The following is a 16002-nucleotide window of genomic DNA, read 5'->3' as shown; positions in this document are numbered from 1 at the left end:
CCGACCACACCAACTAAGCTGTGGGCTCGACCGGTCACTCGACCGGCCTCGCCCAAACGACGTCGGGAGGCAAGCAGCGCTATGTCCCTCTCGTCGACGACGTCGGAAACCAGCGCCTCCAACGGGCGCGCCGCGGAGCCGATCAAGTCGGCCGGCCGATTCCGGTCCCGGCTGGGTACCGTCGCCGATTTCGTCCGGAGTCCCGAGGGACACCACGCCGTGCTCGGCCTGTTCGGCGCGATGATGATCACGTTCGGCGGCTTCGGCGCGGGCAGCGTGCGCCGTCGCGACCCGGTACTCGAGGCCGCGCACCTGTCCTGGCTGCGCTTCGGCCACGGGTTGGTGCTGTCGTCGCTGATGGTCTGGGTCGGCGTACTGCTCATGATCGCCGCCTGGGTGCGGCTGGGCCGGACCACCATCGCCGGCGGCGTCACCCTCAACGAACTACGCGCCATCGTCGGTATCTGGCTGTTCCCGCTGCTCTTCGCGGTGCCGATGTTCAGCCGCGACGCCTACTCCTATCTGGCGCAGGGCGCACTGCTGCGCGACGGCTTCGACCCGTACGCGGTGGGACCGGTCGCCAACCCCGGCATTCTGCTGGACAACGTCAGCAATGTCTGGACCACGACGACGGCCCCCTACGGCCCGGTCTTCCTGCTGCTGGGCCGCGCGATCACCTCGATCACCGGCGACAGCGTGATCGGTGGCACATTGCTGTTGCGCCTGACGATGCTGCCCGGCCTGGCTCTGATGATGTGGGCGGTTCCGCATCTGGCCCGCCACCTCGGTGGCAAACCGGCGGTCGCGCTGTGGCTGGCAGTGCTCAATCCGCTGGTGCTGATCCACCTCATCGGCGGCGTGCACAACGAGATGCTGATGGTCGGTCTGATGGCCGCAGGCATCGCGCTCGTCCTGGAGCGGCATCATGTCGCCGGTATCGGACTCGTCGCGATCGGTGTCGCGATCAAGGCGACCGCCGGAATCGCGTTGCCGTTCATCGTATGGATCTGGATGCAGCACGAACGCGAGCGGCGAGCCGAACGTGGCGAGGGGCCGCTCCCACATCCGGTCGCGTTGTTCGCGCGCACCGCCGCGCTGGGTGTCGCCGTCTTCGCCGCGGTGTTTGTCGTGGCCTCGGTGATCGCCGGCGTCGGCATCGGCTGGCTGACGGCGCTGTCCGGCTCGGCGAAGATCATCAACTGGCTGTCGCTGCCGACGATCCTCGCGCACATTGTCACCTGGTTCACCCCGCTCGCGCTCGGACCTGTCCTCGACGTCACCCGGATGTTGTGCGGCATCGCCCTGCTCGGCGTGCTGGCCTGGGCGTGGTGGCGGTTCCGCCGCACCGAACGCGAGGCCGTGCTCGGGATCTTGATCGCCTTCTGCGCCATTGTGGTGCTGTCGCCCGCCGCGCTGCCTTGGTACTACTCGTGGCCACTCGCCCTCGGCGCCGGCTTCGCCCTGTCCACCCCGACGCTGATGACCCTGGTCGGGGTGTCCACCTGGCTGATGCTCGTGTTCCAGCCGGACGGCTCGATCGGACTCTACAACCCGCTGCACGTTGCCCTGGCGACGTTCGCGGCTGTCGTTGCGGCGCTCTCGCTGCGCACCGTCGATCCCCTCCGGCTGCGGGCGACGCGTCCGCAGGCCCCGCCACCGCCCGCCGCGGCCGCCGATCGATCGTCGCAGTCCGCGGTGGCCGGCGATCATGACTGAGCCGGTCATGGCCGAATTCACCGATCTCGCCGCGGCGTACCGGATCTGCCGCGGCATCGCCGCACGGCACGGACGAACCTACTTCCTCGCCACCCGGCTACTCCCTGCCCAGCGCCGCCCCGCCGTGCACGCGTTGTACGCCTTCGCGCGCGCGGTCGACGACGTCGTCGATATCGACGCCGGGGCCCGTCGACCCTGGTCGGACCAGGCGCGCGACCTCGACCGGATCGAACGGCGGCTGCGCGGCACCGGCACACCCGACGAGTTGACCCCGGCGTGGGACCCGGTCTTCGCGGCGTTCGAGGACACCGTGCGCTCCTACGAAATCCCGCGCGAGTACTTCTGGGCGTTCCTCGACTCGATGCGCATGGACGTCCCGGGTACCCCGCTGTTCCGCAACCGCTTCGCCGACATGGCCGAGTTGGGCCGCTACATCTACGGTTCGGCAGCGGTCATCGGCCTGCAACTGCTGCCGGTGCTCGGGACCGTGGTGCCGGTCGAGGAAGCGGCCGAACCGGCCGCCGCGCTCGGCGAGGCGTTCCAGCTGACGAACTTCATTCGCGATGTCGGCGAGGATCTCGACCGGGATCGGGTGTATCTGCCCTCCGATCAGCTCGCCGCGTTCGGCGTCGACGACGAACTGCTCGCCTACTGCAGGCGCACCGGAACCTCGGACCGCCGGGTCCGCGCCGCATTGGCGCATCTAGCCGCGCTGAACCGGTCGATCTATCGGCGTGCGCGACCCGGTATCGCGATGCTGGAACCGCGCGTACGCCCAGGGATCAGTGCCGCGTTCACCCTCTACGGCGAGATCCTCGACCGGATCGAGCACGACGACTTCGCGGTGCTGCAAACCCGCGCCGTGGTGCCGCGCGGACGGCGGCTTGCGGTCGCGGTCACCGAGCTCGGCAAGGGAGTACTGCGGCACGCGGTGTGAACCGCCCCGCCGGGTCGGAAGGCCATCCCCGCGGTGCGGGTCAGAAGGCCATCGCCTGTGCGCGGCGAATGACCTCGCGGGCCTGATCCCCGTGCAACGCGGCCGCCGGGGTACCCGGCAGGCTCTCGTCTTCGGTGAACATCCAGCGCAGAATCTCCGGCTCGGTGTAGCCGCCGTCGCGCATCACCGAGAGCAGACTGGGCAAGAACTTGAGAACCTGCCCGTCGGAACCGAAGAAGTCCTCCGGCACTCCGACGTAGCCGTCCCGCTTGACGGCGATCAGTTGATGGTCGCGCAGCATCTGGTGTACTCGCGTAACGACGAGACCCAACTGTTTGGCGACATCGGGAAGCTGCAGCAGCGAGACATCGGCGGACAGGACATCATCGCAATAGGGGATGGAACTCACCCGGTTAACGTTATCGGCTCGCCGCATCGGATCTGTACCCGAGGCCATGTCGCGATACCGGACTTCGCGCTGGTCCTGGCTACCATCGTGTAACCACGGCGAATCACCGACCGACCCGTCGGTGCCGAGACGAGAGGGGGCAAAGCGATGCGTGGCGGGCGTGACCAGCTGTTGGGCCAACTGCTCGAGCGGCGCTACCGGCTCGACGCCCCGATCGCCCGGGGCGGGATGTCGATGGTCTACCGCGGCCTCGACGTGCGTCTCGACCGCCCGGTAGCGGTGAAGGTGATGGATCCCAAGTTCGCCGCCGATCCGCAGTTTCTGGCCCGGTTCGAGTTCGAGGCGCGCGCGGTCGCGCGACTCAAGCACCCCGGACTGGTCGCGGTGTACGACCAGGGCGTCGATGGCGAACTGGCGTTTCTGGTGATGGAACTCGTCGAGGGCGGGACGCTACGCGAGCTGTTGCGCGAGCGCGGCCCGATGCCGCCGCACGCGGCCCGCGCGGTGGCCGAACCGGTGCTCGATGCGCTCGGTGTCGCGCATGCGGCGGGCCTTGTGCACCGCGATATCAAGCCGGAGAACGTGCTCATCTCCGATTCCGGCGAGGTGAAGCTCGCCGATTTCGGTCTCGTGCGCGCCGTCGCCGCCTCGAACACGACGTCGAGCAGCGTGATTCTCGGTACCGCCGCGTACCTGTCCCCCGAACAGGTCACCAGCGGAACGGCGGACGCCCGCAGCGACGTATATGCGATGGGCGTCATGCTGTTCGAGATGCTTACCGGCCGGGTGCCGTTCACCGGCGACAACTCGCTCTCGGTTGCCTATCAGCGCATCGACAACGAAGTGCCGCGGCCGAGCGAACTCATCGACGGCGTGCCGGAGCAGTTCGACGATCTCGTGCTCGCAGCGACCGAGCACGATGCGAGCCGGCGATTCCCGAACGCGGGTGCAATGGCAGCCGAATTGCGATCTGCCGCAGTCGAACTCGAACTTCCACCGTACCGTGTGCCCGCACCCCGTCGGTCGGCCCAACATGCCAGCGCAGGTTTCCGGGCCGCACCGCCCGATGCGCCGACCACTCGCGCACCCACCGCCGCGCGCACGGCGGCCGCGACCACCGTGCTTGCCCAGCCACAGGCCCACCCCCATGCCCAGCCACCGGCCGCTCCGCCGCACCAAACCAAGGTCGTGACGACGGTGACGCCGCGTCCCGACACGGCGCCGGAACACGAACCGGACCGCGACCCGCGGCACCCGCGGTTCCCGGACCTGCAGAACGACCGGCGCCGATCCCGACGCACGACCATCGTCTGGTTGCTGATCGTGCTCGCGCTCGCGTTGCTGGTAGGCGTGGGCGGCTGGTGGCTCGGATCGGGTCGCTACACCGCCATCCCGCCCATCGACGGACTCGACCGTGGTGGCGCGGTCACGGCCATCGAGAACGCCGGCCTGTCCACCAAGATCAGCGGCCAACACTCGGACACCGTGCCGGTCGACGCGGTGCTCGGAACCGATCCTCCGGTGGGGTCGAGGATCCCGAAGAACAGCACGGTGACCGTGCTCGTGTCACTCGGCCGGCCCGCGGTGCCCGCGTTCACCCCCGGCGATGCGACGGACGACGTGTTCGAACGTATCCGGGCAGCTGGGCTGAAGCCGGTCGACGGCGGCGAGACCTACAGCCGGACGGCGGCGCGCGGCACGGTGGCCGCGCTCGACCCGACGCCGGGCACCTCCGTCGCGGTCGATGCGCAGGTGAAGGTGCTTCGCAGCAAGGGCGCGCCACCCGCGCCGATCCCCGACCTGAAAGGCCGCACGGTCGCCGACGCCACAGCCGCGCTCGCCGACCTCGGCGTAACGGTGCGCGAGACACGTACACGGTTCGACGCGGACGTCGACGAGGGAAACGTGATCGGCACCGATCCCGCCGCCGGGTCCACGCTCGACGGCGGGGACAGCGTGGTGCTGATCGTCTCGAACGCGGTAAAGGTTCCCGGTGTCGTCGGATCGTCGGTGGGATCGGCGCGTTCCGAGCTGGAGCAGCTCGGCCTGCGCGTGCAGGTGCGGCAGGTCGCCAAGACCGATAACTCGGTGGTGATCACGCAGAACCCGGGTTCGGGTTCGCGCGTCGAGCCGGGTAGCAAGATCACGATCATCTCGCTGCCGTGATCCCACAACCCGGATCGAGGGCCCCGTAGTTGCCCCAAAATCCCAATCAAGTCCTGGATGGTGACACCAGGCACTGTTACCGAATACTTACTCTCGCAGCATCTCCGCGACCAGGAACGCCAGCTCCAGCGACTGCTGAGTGTTGAGCCGCGGATCGCAGGCAGTCTCGTAGCGACCGGACAAATCCAGATCGGAGATGTCCTGCGCGCCGCCGAGGCATTCGGTGACGTCTTCACCGGTCAGCTCGATGTGGATACCGCCCGGATGGGTACCCAGCGCGTGGTGCACCTCGAAGAAGCCCTGCACCTCATCCACGATGCGGTCGAAGTGGCGGGTCTTGAAACCGGTGGACGCCTCGTGGGTGTTGCCGTGCATGGGGTCGCACTGCCAGATCACCTGGTGGCCGGTGGCCTGCACCTTCTCGATGATCGCCGGCAGCACGTCGCGCACCTTGGTGTTGCCCATCCGGGACACGATGGTCAACCGGCCCGGCTTGTTGGTCGGGTCGAGCCGCTCGACGTACTCCACCGCCTGCTCGGGCGTGGTCGTCGGGCCGATCTTGAGACCGATCGGGTTGGCCAGCAACTCCGCGAACGCGACGTGCGCGCCGTCGAGCTGGCGGGTGCGCTCGCCGATCCAGAGGAAGTGCGCGGACAGGTCGTACAGAACCGGGTTGCCCTGCTCGTCCTCGGACAGCCGCAGCATCGCGCGTTCGTAGTCGAGCACGAGCGACTCATGGCTGGCGAAGATCTTGGCCGACTGCAGGTTCGGGTCGGTCACCCGACACGCGTTCATGAACCGCAGGCCGCGATCGATCTCCTCGGCCAGAGCTTCGTAGCGGGCGCCGGCGGGCGAGTTCGCGACGAACTCGCGGTTCCAGTCGTGCACCTTGTGCAGGTCGGCCATGCCTGCGCCGGTGAGCGCGCGCACGAGGTTCATCGCCGCGCTGGCGTTGGCGTAGGCACGCACCAGCCGGGACGGGTCGTGCTGGCGCACCGATTCGTCGGCCACCAGCGAGTTCACCATGTCGCCGCGATAGGACTGCAGGCCGAGCGCATCGATGTTCGACGAGCGAGGCTTGGCGTACTGCCCGGCGATTCGGGCGACCTTCACCACCGGGAGGCTCGCGCCGTAGGTCAGCACGACAGCCATCTGCAGCAGGGTGCGGATGTTGCCGCGGATGTGCGGCTCGGTGTTGTCCGCGAAGGTTTCGGCACAGTCGCCGCCCTGCAGCAGGAACGCCTCCCCGCGGGCCACCTCGGCGAGCAGTCCCTGCAGTTCTTCGACCTCGGCGGGCACGCATATCGGCGGCACGCTCTCGAGGACGGTGCGCATGGCGGCCGCCTGTCCCTCCGGCCACGACGGCTGCTGAGCGGCCGGGCGGGCCAGCGCCGCGTCGAGCTTGTTGCGTAGCTCGGCAGGCAGCGGCGGCAGTTCGGGCAAGCGGTCGATCGGAACGTCGACAGTCCAGTTCACCCTTACAGGGTATTCGCCCGCCGACCGGAACAGGGTGGCGGGATCATTACACCCAGGGATGAATTCTTCGACACCGCCCACACTGGCCAGGAGTCAACCGATGACCGACAACCGCACCAATATCGCCCGCCAGCCGGCCGACCGGCCGCTGGACTGGGCGACAAGCAAAGTGATGAGCCCCGCGGACGCGATCATGTGGCGCGCCGATGATGATCGCCGGTTCCGGGCGCCCGTTTTCGGCGTCGAACTCTACGACTGTGTGCCTGATTGGGACCGTCTCGTGGCGGCGATCGACTGGGCGAGCCGGATGCTGCCGCGCATGCGCGAGCGTGTGGTCGACTCGCCGCTCGGAATCGGCGTCCCGACCTGGGCCGTCGACGCCGATTTCGACCTGCACTACCACGTGCGCCGAGCCGCGGTACCCGGCGAAGGCACGTGGAGCGATCTACTCCGGGCGGTCGAGGCGATCGCGATGACACCACTGGACCGGGCCCGCCCGCCCTGGGAGGCCTACCTGTTCGAAGGGCTTCCGGACGGCATGGCCGCGTTCGTGGTCAAGGTGCATCACGCGGTTGCCGACGGTTTGAGTGCGATGCTCGGAATGAACCTGCTGCGTTCCACCACCCGCGAGCACCAGCCGGGGAAACCGCAGCCGCTCCCGGCTAGGCCCGAACATCCTGGTCCAGCCGAGGTGATCGGAAACCAGATCACCTCCTCGATGCACCGAGTGCCGACGGTGCTCGGCGCACTCCGGGACGGTGCACGTTCGATCACCGACCCGATCGGATCCCTGCGGCGGGCGATCGATTTCGGGCTGTCGGCACGGCGAGTCTCCGGCATAGCGAGCCCGCCCGGCTCGCCGCTGCTCGCCCACCGCAGCCTGTCCTGGCGGCTGAGCACCTACGACGTTCGGTTCGTCGACCTCCGCGCTGCCAGCAAGGTCGCCAATGCGTCGTTCAACGACGCCTACCTCGCCGGACTCATCGGAGCGATGCGGCTCTATCACGAGAAGCTCGGCCACCCCATCGACGTGATGCCGTTCGCGCTGCCGATCTCGCTGCGCACCGAAGGCGACGCCGCCGGCGGCAACAAAATCACCGTCGGCCGGGTGGCCGCGCCGCTCTCGATCGTCGATCCCGTCGAACGGATGCACAATATCGGCGCGCAGGTGCGGCTGGCTCGCACCGAGCCCGCGGCCGGTCTTCTCGAGGCGGTGGGCCCGGTGCTGGCCTGGCTTCCGTCGGAGTTGCTCGGTTTCGCAGGCAAGACCACCTCCGTCAACGACGTGCAGGCCAGCAACGTGCCCGGGCTGCGTCATGACACCTACATGGCGGGTGCGAAGGTGCAGCGTAGCTATCCGTTCGGTCCGCTGCCCGGCTGCGCGGTCATGGCCACCATGCTCACGCACGGCTCGACCGGCTGCCTCGGCATCAACCACGACGCCGCGGCGATTACCGAGCCGGAGCTGTTCTTCGACTGTGTGGTGGACGGGTTCGGCGAGGTCCTCGCTTTGGTACCCGACGCCGAGCCCATGTTTCAGCGGGTGTGAGGGTTTCGGCGGGTGTGCGGGTTCCGACGGGTGCGCGGCTCGTCAGGGCTGCCGCCGGCGAGCGACCTCGATCGCCTCGAACTTGGCCAGGTTGTGCCGCGCGTCGGCGAGCGCGTCGTGCGAATCGTCCGGTATCGGCGGCAAGTCGGGACGGCCGTGATCCTCCCAGTGCTGCTTGAGCTCCCGAGTGAAACGGGGCAGCGCGTTGGGCAGCGCCGTCATATCGCCCCAGAGCTGGCACAACGCGACGTGATCGTAGGCGGCGACCCAGGCCCACAATTCGGGCACGACGGTCGGGCGCGGCACGAGAAACGCATAGAGGTCGTCGCGGATCCGCTCCCGGTTGCGCCATGCGCTCGATCCCGTCGACGGGAGCTTCGGCAGCACATTGCGGCGCACCCACGGACCCGCCCGGTCCGGGTCGAATTCGGTGGAGATGGCGTAAAACTCTCGGCCGTCCTCGGCGGCGACACCGATCGATACCAGGTCGATTGTGCGACCATCCTCGATGAACTCGCAGTCATAGAAGTAGCGCACGCACGGGACCCTATGCCAACCTGACCAGTCGAGGTGCAGCGACCTGCGCGCGACGCACCTCGACCCCAACCCAGTACAGCAAGAGGAAGTCGTGATCGATTCGATGACCGGACCGGCGCCCGCCCAGGGACCCGACGAGACGGCCGCGCCGACCGCCGGCGGTGGCTGGAACCGGGTTCTGCTGACCGGCCTCGCCGTCGTCGGAATCGTGGGCGCGGTGGTAGGCATCGTCTACAACCTGGTCGGCCTGCCGTGGCTGGGCCGCTCGTTCGGCAGCTCGTACCGCATCGATCTCGACGTGTACCGGCTCGGCGGCACGGCGTTCGCGAAGGGGGCGGAGGTCTACGGGCAGCTGCCACCGACGCAGATCGGCAACCCGCTCCCGTTCACCTACCCGCCCATCGCGGCCATCTCGTTCGGGCCGATGTCGTGGGTCAGCCTCGCGCAGGCGAGCATCGTGATGACGGTGGTATCGGTCGTGGCGCTGTTCGCCGCGATCGCGCTGACGCTGCGCTCGCACGGGATCGGTATGCCCACCACCCTGCTGTGGGGCGGCGGGCTGGCGCTCGGTCTGGCGATGCTGTCCGAACCGGTCTTCTCGACCTTCAACTACGGGCAGGTCAACCTCGTGCTGATGGCGCTGGTGCTGGCCGACTGCCTGCCCAAGCGCACCCCGTGGCCGCGCGGCATACTGATCGGTTTCGTCGCCGCGTTCAAGCTGACCCCGGCGGTGTTCGTGCTGTATCTGCTGCTGCGCAAGGACTTCCGCGCGATCGTCGTATCCGCGATCAGCTTCGCGGCGTTCACTGCGATCGGGTTCGTGCTCGCGTTCGGCGATGCGACGAAGTACTGGACCGAGATCCTGCCGGACTCGAATCGGATCGGCCGTCCGGCCTATCCGGCCAATCAGAGCATCACCGGATTCCTCGCCCGGCTCGGCGTCGAGGATCTGCGCACCCCGTTGTGGCTGCTGGCCTCGGTGCTCGTGCTGGCGGTCACGATCGTGGCGATGCGCCGCGCGCTGAAGGCGGACGAACCCGCCCTGGCGTTGTGCGCGAACGCATTGGCCGGGCTACTCGTCTCTCCCGTGTCCTGGTCGCACCACTGGGTCTGGGCGATCCCACTGCTGCTGACCATGGTCGTCCTCGCCCACCGACGGCGCAGCGTGCTGCTCGGCGGCTGGGCGGTGCTCGGCGCGGTGATGTTCCACTTCGCGCCGCATTGGCGCCTGTCGTCCGGCCGCTACGACGGACTCGGCTGGCCGATCACCGACCAGCTGTTGGCGTCGTCCTATGTGTGGTGGGGCCTGGGGACGCTGGTCCTCATCGCGGTGCTGCCGGTGCAGCGGTCCGTCGCGGACGTGGCCGCCGACGAGGCGCGCGCCGCCGCTGCGGTGTAAATTCCGGCGTCAGCTGGCGCGGGTGTCCGGGATGCGGTCTGCGGTCGCGGCCTTGTCCACGGCGTCTCTCGGCACGTACCCCTTTTTCATCGATGCCGCGTAGACATCGACGTACTCCTGGCCCGACATCTGCATAAGTGTGTACATGACCTCGTCGGTGACCGCGCGCTCGACGAACCGGTTGCCGCCCATGCCCTCGTAGCGGGAGAAGTCGATCGGCGCACCGATCCGGACGACGATCTTGTGCCTACGCCACTTGAACGGCCCGGGCGGGCTGACCTGGTCGGTGCCGATCACGGCCACCGGGATCACCGGCACACCGGTCTGCAATGCGATCCGGGCCATCCCGGTCTTGCCCTTGTAGAGCCGTCCGTCCGGCGAGCGGGTGCCCTCCGGGTACAGCCCGACGAGCTTGCCCTCGTCGAGCAGACGGCTCGCGGTGGTCAGCGCATTATCGGCGGCCGAGGCGCCGCTGCGGTCGATCGGCACCTGGCCGGCACCGCTGTAGAACATCTTCTGCAGCCAGCCCTTGAACCCGGGGGTGGTGAAGTATTCGCTCTTCGCCAGATAGGTGACGCGCCGCGGCACCATGAGCGGCGTGAAGAGCCAGTCCGCGATCGAGAGGTGATTACCCGCGAGGATCGCCGGTCCATCGGCGGGGACGTTTTCGAGTCCCTCGATGCTCGGCCGGTTGTAGAACGAGATGAACGGTCCCACGAACACGAACTTGAGCAACCAATAGAACATGGCGTCCTTTCCGACTTGATATCGCTGCGCAGGCTCCGCTCGTGCGAGCCCGATCGGGCAGAACGAGGATGGTCAAGACTCTACCGAGCAACAGTGGTACCAGCCACACAACGGTCACTCGTCCAGGGAAATCTCACACTCGGCTGCCTCCGCGGGAGAGGTTCCGCTCAGGCGACGGAGTACGCGGCGCGGGCGAGTTCGGCGGCGCCGATCATCGCGGCGGCCTCCCCGAGTTGGGTGGTGCGAATGCGGGCCAGCGGCCGGTGCCCTGCTCCGGTGACCAACCCGGCGTAGTTCTCGCGCGCCTCGTCGAGAAACAACGGCGCCGACGTGCTCACCCCGCCCGCGATCACCACGAGGTCGGGATCGTAGATGTCACCAACCATCGCGAGGCCGATGCCGAGCCAGCGGGCGAACTCGGCCATCGCCCGCTGTGCGATCCGGTCGCCATCCTGCGCGGCGGCGGCCACCCGGCGCCCGGTCAACGAGCCCGGATCGCGAAACTCCTCGCGCGCCAAGATGGTTGACCGCGACGGGTCCGCGGCGAGCAGTTCGATCGCCGTCTCGGCCAGCGCGGTTCCGCTGCAGTACCGCTCCCAGCAGCCGCGCTTGCCGCACGGACAGGCCCGCCCGTCGGGCACCACCTGGATATGCCCGAGTTCTGGTGCCACACCGTGACTGCCGCGGTACAGCACGCCGTCGACCAGCAGCGCCGCCCCGATCCCGGTTCCGATCGCCAGCATCACCGCGTTGTGCCCACCGGCCGCGGAACCGAATCGGTGCTCGGCCCACATCGCGGCGTTCGCGTCGTGTTCGAGCAGCACCGGCAGGCCGAGTCGCTTGCCGAGGTCGTGGGCGACCGGGGCATCGACCCACGGCAAGTGCGGCGCGAACCGCACGGTGGTGCGATCGTCGGTGATGAACCCGGCGACCGCGAGGCCGACCGCGCCGATCCGGTGCCGGCCGCCCAGTTCGCGCACCGCATGCTCGAGCCCGTCCTCGAGCGCGCGCGCCGAGTGCGGGGTCGGCGCCTGGGTGGTATCGATGACCTGACCGGACGCGTCCACTACCGACGCGCGCACGCTCGTGCCGCCGATGTCGATGCCGACGGTGGCCGCGCGCACGGCGCCGTCGGCGGGCCTACGCCCGGTGCCGTCGGCGGAAGTCCTCATGTCTTGATCGTGACGGGTATCGGCTTGTACTGCTTGGAATCGGCGACCTCGGCGGATCCGCGTCCACCCGAATCGGGGTCGGCAGGGCGCCGATCGCCGGCGGGTCCGTCCGTGCTGTGTTCGTGGCCGGGCGGCCAGATCGGGTCGACCGGCATCCCGGCGAGCGCTTCGCGCAGCACCGTCACCATCGCGGTCCCGTGCTCGGCGAGGGTGGCCACCACCTCGTGATGCTCGCCGCGGACGAGCGCGACCGCGGCGCACAAGGGGCACCACGAGCAACTCGCCCACTCCTGCTGATCTTCGCCGGTGGCGGCACGTCGCAACGCCGGCTCCATCCGTGCCAGCACGGTGTCCACGAGCAGCCGGAGTTCTTCGGCGAGGTCACTGTGCGAATCCGTCACAGGGGCGTCCCGTCGCTGTGCTGCGGCCACACCGCCGGGTTCGGCCGGAACCGCACGACGAGGCTGTGACCGTCGAGTTCCGCGCTGTCCACCTCACATCGCCGCAGCACCGATGCCAGCCGCACCCGCTGCCGCACACCGTCCGCGCCCACGATCAAGTCGTCCTCCGCTCGCCCCAGGCTCAGGCTTGCGGGATCGACGAGCGGCAGATGCATCCGCATGGCGTAGATGGAATCCACCCCGGCCCCCGATTCCAATCGCACCGTCGACGGCGCGCCATTGGCCACTCCACCGTCGACGCCGACCCGTTCTTCGCAAACGGTGCCGGCCAGTGCCCCGAGCGGCGCCAACCCTACCGGCTCCGTTCCGGTGTGCGCCGCGACGACGATCGGCACGTCGGCCATGACCCGTTCGAGTTCGGCGATGATGTCGAGTTGTCCGGCGCGGCGCTCGCGGTACCAGCGCACGACCGGGTCTGCGGGCGCGCGCGAGGCCGAATCGAGTTGATCGAGAACCTTGTTCACGATCACGCCGTCGAGGCGCATGTTCAACAACGCCATCGCCGAACGGGTCCTGGCAGCCTCGGCCAACGCGACCCGCTCCGGCACGGTGACCAGCCGCGCGGTGGTCCGCTCCCGGTCGGCGAGCAGATCACGAATCGCGGTCACCGCCTCCACGGCGCGTTCCAGGGTCGCCACCACGACCGCGAGTCGCAGGTCAGGACCGATCGCCGCGCCGACGCGTTCGTGTTGCGGCCAGATCCGTTCCAGGTAGCCTAGCAGCGTCGCCGGGGCCGCGATCGTGCGCTGCAGATCGGCCGTCGCACCGCAATCCACGATCACGATGTCCCACTCGTCGCTGCCTGCGAGTTCGACGACCTCGGCGAGCGCGAGCAACTCCTGCACACCGGGTAGACCGGTGAGCTCGGCTGGGTCGAGCGCGGTGAGGTCGAAACCGTGCTCGTGCCTGCCGCCCGCGGCGATGAGCCGGGTCGTGTCCCGGAAGCGTTGTTCGAGCAGCGCGAGCGAGTCGATCTCCACGGCGTCGAGCCGTTCGGTTACTCGATGAATGCCGGCAGTCGTGCCGGGCATCCGCGCGATCGTGATCCCGAAGGCGTCGGCCACCGAGTGAGCCTGGTCGATGGAAGCGACCAGCACCCGCCTGCCGCGCTGGGCATGTCCGATCGCGGCGGCACAGGCGAGCGTCGTCTTTCCCACGCCGCCTTTGCCGACGAAGAACTCAACCGTGCTCGTCGTGTCCGCCGTCCTTCGGCCGGGTGCGTGCCCGTTTCCTACGCTCAGCCCTCGACCCGTTTCTTGAGTTCCTTCAGGGCGGCATCGGTGATCATCTTCTCGGCTTTGCGCTTGAACATGCCGATCATCGGGATGTTCACGTCGACAGTGAGTTCATAGGTCACCGAGGTGCCCCCGCTGGGGGTGTCGACCAGGGTGTACTCACCGTCCTGGGCCTTCTGCAGGCCACCGGCGATCAGATGCCACCGAACGGACTTGCCGTCCGGCGCCCACTCGTACTGCAAATCGTAGGTGTCCTTGAGCATTCCCGCATCGAGGACGAACTTCGCCTTGGATGGGCGACCGTCCGGGAAGGACTCGAGCACCTCGACAGATTGTGCGGCCGACACCCAATCCGGGTACGCGGCAAGGTCGGCGATGACGTCCATAACCTTGTCCGACGGCGCGTCGATGTCGATCGATCTCTTGGTCTTGTCGGCCATTCGGGCAACGATTCCTTTCCCAGGCGGCGGTCCGATTGCCTATCACACACGATCGGGTTCGGCGCGTCGAGAGGCAGCACCGCCCCGAGCCCGTCAGGCGGCGGGCTCGCCGGCGGCGCGGCCCGCTTCGATGCGTCCTTTCACCTCGAACGACATGCGTTTTCCTGCCACCCGCCACTCCCGGTTGGCCGCCGCGAGATCGCGCACCTGCCGATCCGGGGAAGGGTCCGCGTGCAGGAAATAGTGCAGGATTACGCCATCGAGCGACGGCTCGAGCCAGACCTCCATGGTGCCGGTCAACGTGCCCGCCACCGACCACCGAATTCCCTTCTCGGCGCGGTCTTCTCGCACCTCGAGGCGCAGACCCGGCCACCACGCGCGCCATTTCGACGGCGACGCGATCGCCTCGGCGACGCGCTCGGGCGCGCCCGCGACGAAGGTCTGGTCGGCAACCTGAATGCTGCTCACCACTGGGAGCCTAATGGCATGGTCGGCGCGCTTGTAGCGCGGCTGCCGCAATCCGGTGGCAGTGCACCACAGCCGTGGTCCGGCTCAGTGCAACAGCCGCCCTCCGGCTCAGTGCAACAGCCGCCCTCCGGCTCAGTGCAACAGCCGCTGCAACCGGCCGGCCAGGCTGTCCCAACGCCAGTCCCGCTCGACCCAGGCCCGCCCGGCCGCGCCCATCGCGGCGGCACGGTCGGGGTCGGCGAGCAGGCCCGCTATGGCCGCGGCGATCGAATCGGTGGACCGGCCGTCCACGACGTGCCCGGTTTTGCCCTCGATTACCGTCTCCGGGGCACCGCCGGAGGTGCCCGCGACGACCGGAACCCCGGCCGCGGACGCCTCCAGGAAAACGATGCCGAGGCCCTCGACGTCCAGGCCTGCCCCGCGCGTGCGGCACGGCATCGCGAAGACGTCGCCGATGGTGTGATGCGCAGCCAGCTCCGCGCCGGGCACGCCGCCGGTGAACACGACGTGGTCGGCAACCCCGCAGCGCTGCGCGAGGCGATGTAGTGCCTGTTCGTAGGGCCCGCCACCGACGATGACCAGGACGGCGCCGTCGATACGGGAGCGGATGGCGGGCAGCGCTCGGATCAACGCGTCCTGGCCCTTGCGAGGTACCAGCCGGGACAGGCACAGCACGGTGGGCCGGTCGCCGAGCCGGTAACGGGCCCGCAACTCCGACCTGGCGCCCGGGTCCGGGCGGAAGGCGCCGGTATCGACGCCGGGGGGCACGTGCTCGAGCGCCGCCCGCGGACCGAACGCCGCCGCGAACCGGCCGCGGGTGTAGCGGCTGACGTAAGTGACGACGTCGGTGTGGTCCCCGATCACCCTTAGCGACTGCCGCGCACCCGGCAGCATCGACCAGCCCACCTCGTGACCGTGTGTGCTGGCCACAATGCGCCGCACTCCTGCCGACCGCAGCACCGGCGACAGCAGGGCCAGCGGCGCGGCGGCACCGAACCAGACGGTGTCGCATTCGCGTTCGGCAATCAGCTTGGCTGCACGCCGGGCGACCAGCGGCGTCGGCAGCATCAGGGTCGTGGGATGGCGGACCACCTCGAACGGTTGCTTGGCGTCGAATCGACGGTGGCTGTCCCCACGCCAGCGGGGCGCGTAGACGACCAGTTCGTCGGCGGGCAACCGGGTGGCCAAGGCATGCAGATAGGACTGGATGCCGCCGGGGCGGGGCGGGAAGTCGTTGGTCACCAGCAGCGTCCGCGGCATGTGGGACACCGTAGGCGATCGGACGTTTGG

15 protein-coding genes are annotated in these 16002 nt (G+C 68.8%); 5 read left to right on the top strand and 10 right to left on the bottom strand.

Going from position 1 to position 16002, the window contains the following annotated elements; genetic code table 11:
• The first annotated feature begins 81 nt into the window (after positions 1 to 81).
• The gene (locus OG921_RS22605; RefSeq protein WP_266114787.1) at positions 82 to 1716 is read left to right on the top strand and encodes an alpha-(1->6)-mannopyranosyltransferase A; all 1635 of its coding nucleotides are present in this window, start codon (positions 82 to 84) and stop codon (positions 1714 to 1716) included.
• Complete coding sequence (locus OG921_RS22600; protein ID WP_266114786.1) at positions 1709 to 2653, top strand: phytoene/squalene synthase family protein; 945 nt, start codon at positions 1709 to 1711, stop codon at positions 2651 to 2653. Before OG921_RS22605 ends, OG921_RS22600 begins: the two co-directional genes overlap by 8 nt.
• A 40-nt stretch (positions 2654 to 2693) precedes the next feature.
• Here the strand turns inward: OG921_RS22600 and OG921_RS22595 are convergent, their stop codons facing one another.
• On the bottom strand, positions 2694 to 3062 hold the full coding sequence (locus tag OG921_RS22595) for an Rv2175c family DNA-binding protein (RefSeq protein ID WP_266114785.1): 369 nt from the start codon (positions 3060 to 3062) through the stop codon (positions 2694 to 2696).
• A gap of 147 nt (positions 3063 to 3209) precedes the next feature.
• Between OG921_RS22595 and pknB the strand changes: the two genes are divergently transcribed.
• The gene (pknB, locus tag OG921_RS22590) at positions 3210 to 5228 is read left to right on the top strand and encodes a Stk1 family PASTA domain-containing Ser/Thr kinase (protein ID WP_266114784.1); all 2019 of its coding nucleotides are present in this window, start codon (positions 3210 to 3212) and stop codon (positions 5226 to 5228) included.
• Between the two features lie 87 nt (positions 5229 to 5315).
• Here pknB and OG921_RS22585 read toward each other — a convergent pair whose 3' ends face one another.
• Positions 5316 to 6704, bottom strand: a complete 1389-nt coding sequence (locus OG921_RS22585; RefSeq protein WP_266114783.1) for a class II 3-deoxy-7-phosphoheptulonate synthase — start codon at positions 6702 to 6704, stop codon at positions 5316 to 5318.
• Between the two features lie 100 nt (positions 6705 to 6804).
• Here OG921_RS22585 and OG921_RS22580 point away from each other — a divergent pair, with 100 nt between their 5' ends.
• Positions 6805 to 8253: a wax ester/triacylglycerol synthase domain-containing protein gene (locus OG921_RS22580; RefSeq protein WP_266114782.1), complete on the top strand. Its 1449-nt coding sequence runs from the start codon at positions 6805 to 6807 to the stop codon at positions 8251 to 8253.
• 42 nt (positions 8254 to 8295) lie between these two features.
• Here OG921_RS22580 and OG921_RS22575 read toward each other — a convergent pair whose 3' ends face one another.
• Positions 8296 to 8790 carry a polyadenylate-specific 3'-exoribonuclease AS gene (locus OG921_RS22575; protein ID WP_266114781.1) on the bottom strand — a complete coding sequence of 165 codons (495 nt, stop codon included), beginning with the start codon at positions 8788 to 8790 and terminating at the stop codon, positions 8296 to 8298.
• Between the two features lie 91 nt (positions 8791 to 8881).
• Here OG921_RS22575 and OG921_RS22570 point away from each other — a divergent pair, with 91 nt between their 5' ends.
• Positions 8882 to 10189 carry a glycosyltransferase 87 family protein gene (locus tag OG921_RS22570; RefSeq protein ID WP_266114780.1) on the top strand — a complete coding sequence of 436 codons (1308 nt, stop codon included), beginning with the start codon at positions 8882 to 8884 and terminating at the stop codon, positions 10187 to 10189.
• Positions 10190 to 10198: 9 nt separating this feature from the next.
• Here OG921_RS22570 and OG921_RS22565 read toward each other — a convergent pair whose 3' ends face one another.
• The 7 genes from OG921_RS22565 to OG921_RS22535 all read right to left on the bottom strand — a co-directional run bounded on the left by OG921_RS22565 (position 10199) and on the right by OG921_RS22535 (position 15972).
• A complete protein-coding gene (locus tag OG921_RS22565; protein WP_266114779.1) occupies positions 10199 to 10936 on the bottom strand; it encodes a 1-acyl-sn-glycerol-3-phosphate acyltransferase in 738 nt (245 codons plus the stop codon).
• A 167-nt stretch (positions 10937 to 11103) separates the two neighbouring features.
• Positions 11104 to 12108 carry an ROK family protein gene (locus OG921_RS22560; RefSeq protein WP_266114778.1) on the bottom strand — a complete coding sequence of 335 codons (1005 nt, stop codon included), beginning with the start codon at positions 12106 to 12108 and terminating at the stop codon, positions 11104 to 11106.
• Positions 12105 to 12509, bottom strand: a complete 405-nt coding sequence (locus tag OG921_RS22555) for a hypothetical protein (RefSeq protein ID WP_266114777.1) — start codon at positions 12507 to 12509, stop codon at positions 12105 to 12107. Before OG921_RS22555 ends, OG921_RS22560 begins: the two co-directional genes overlap by 4 nt.
• Positions 12506 to 13810: an ArsA family ATPase gene (locus tag OG921_RS22550; RefSeq protein WP_266114886.1), complete on the bottom strand. Its 1305-nt coding sequence runs from the start codon at positions 13808 to 13810 to the stop codon at positions 12506 to 12508. The genes OG921_RS22555 and OG921_RS22550 overlap by 4 nt, the downstream gene beginning before the upstream one ends.
• Complete coding sequence (locus OG921_RS22545; protein WP_266114776.1) at positions 13807 to 14244, bottom strand: SRPBCC family protein; 438 nt, start codon at positions 14242 to 14244, stop codon at positions 13807 to 13809. Before OG921_RS22545 ends, OG921_RS22550 begins: the two co-directional genes overlap by 4 nt.
• 93 nt (positions 14245 to 14337) lie before the next feature.
• Entirely contained in the window at positions 14338 to 14712 is a 375-nt protein-coding gene (locus tag OG921_RS22540; RefSeq protein WP_266114775.1) for a polyketide cyclase / dehydrase and lipid transport, read from the bottom strand.
• Between the two features lie 132 nt (positions 14713 to 14844).
• Positions 14845 to 15972: a glycosyltransferase family 4 protein gene (locus OG921_RS22535; RefSeq protein ID WP_266114774.1), complete on the bottom strand. Its 1128-nt coding sequence runs from the start codon at positions 15970 to 15972 to the stop codon at positions 14845 to 14847.
• Positions 15973 to 16002 lie beyond the last annotated feature (30 nt).

This window comes from Aldersonia sp. NBC_00410, from assembly GCF_026342035.1.
Taxonomy (GTDB): domain Bacteria; phylum Actinomycetota; class Actinomycetes; order Mycobacteriales; family Mycobacteriaceae; genus Aldersonia.
The sequence above is the reverse complement of the archived record's forward strand: the minus strand, read 5'-3'. Positions and strand labels throughout refer to the sequence as shown.

Coding starts and splice junctions, on each gene's coding strand:
- pknB (WP_266114784.1), top strand. CDS start 3,210: ATGCGTGGCGGGCGTGACCAGCTGTTGGGCCAACTGCTCGAGCGGCGC.
- OG921_RS22560 (WP_266114778.1), bottom strand. CDS start 12,108: ATGAGGACTTCCGCCGACGGCACCGGGCGTAGGCCCGCCGACGGCGCC.
- OG921_RS22580 (WP_266114782.1), top strand. CDS start 6,805: ATGACCGACAACCGCACCAATATCGCCCGCCAGCCGGCCGACCGGCCG.
- OG921_RS22535 (WP_266114774.1), bottom strand. CDS start 15,972: ATGCCGCGGACGCTGCTGGTGACCAACGACTTCCCGCCCCGCCCCGGC.
- OG921_RS22565 (WP_266114779.1), bottom strand. CDS start 10,936: ATGTTCTATTGGTTGCTCAAGTTCGTGTTCGTGGGACCGTTCATCTCG.
- OG921_RS22605 (WP_266114787.1), top strand. CDS start 82: ATGTCCCTCTCGTCGACGACGTCGGAAACCAGCGCCTCCAACGGGCGC.
- OG921_RS22600 (WP_266114786.1), top strand. CDS start 1,709: ATGACTGAGCCGGTCATGGCCGAATTCACCGATCTCGCCGCGGCGTAC.
- OG921_RS22545 (WP_266114776.1), bottom strand. CDS start 14,244: ATGGCCGACAAGACCAAGAGATCGATCGACATCGACGCGCCGTCGGAC.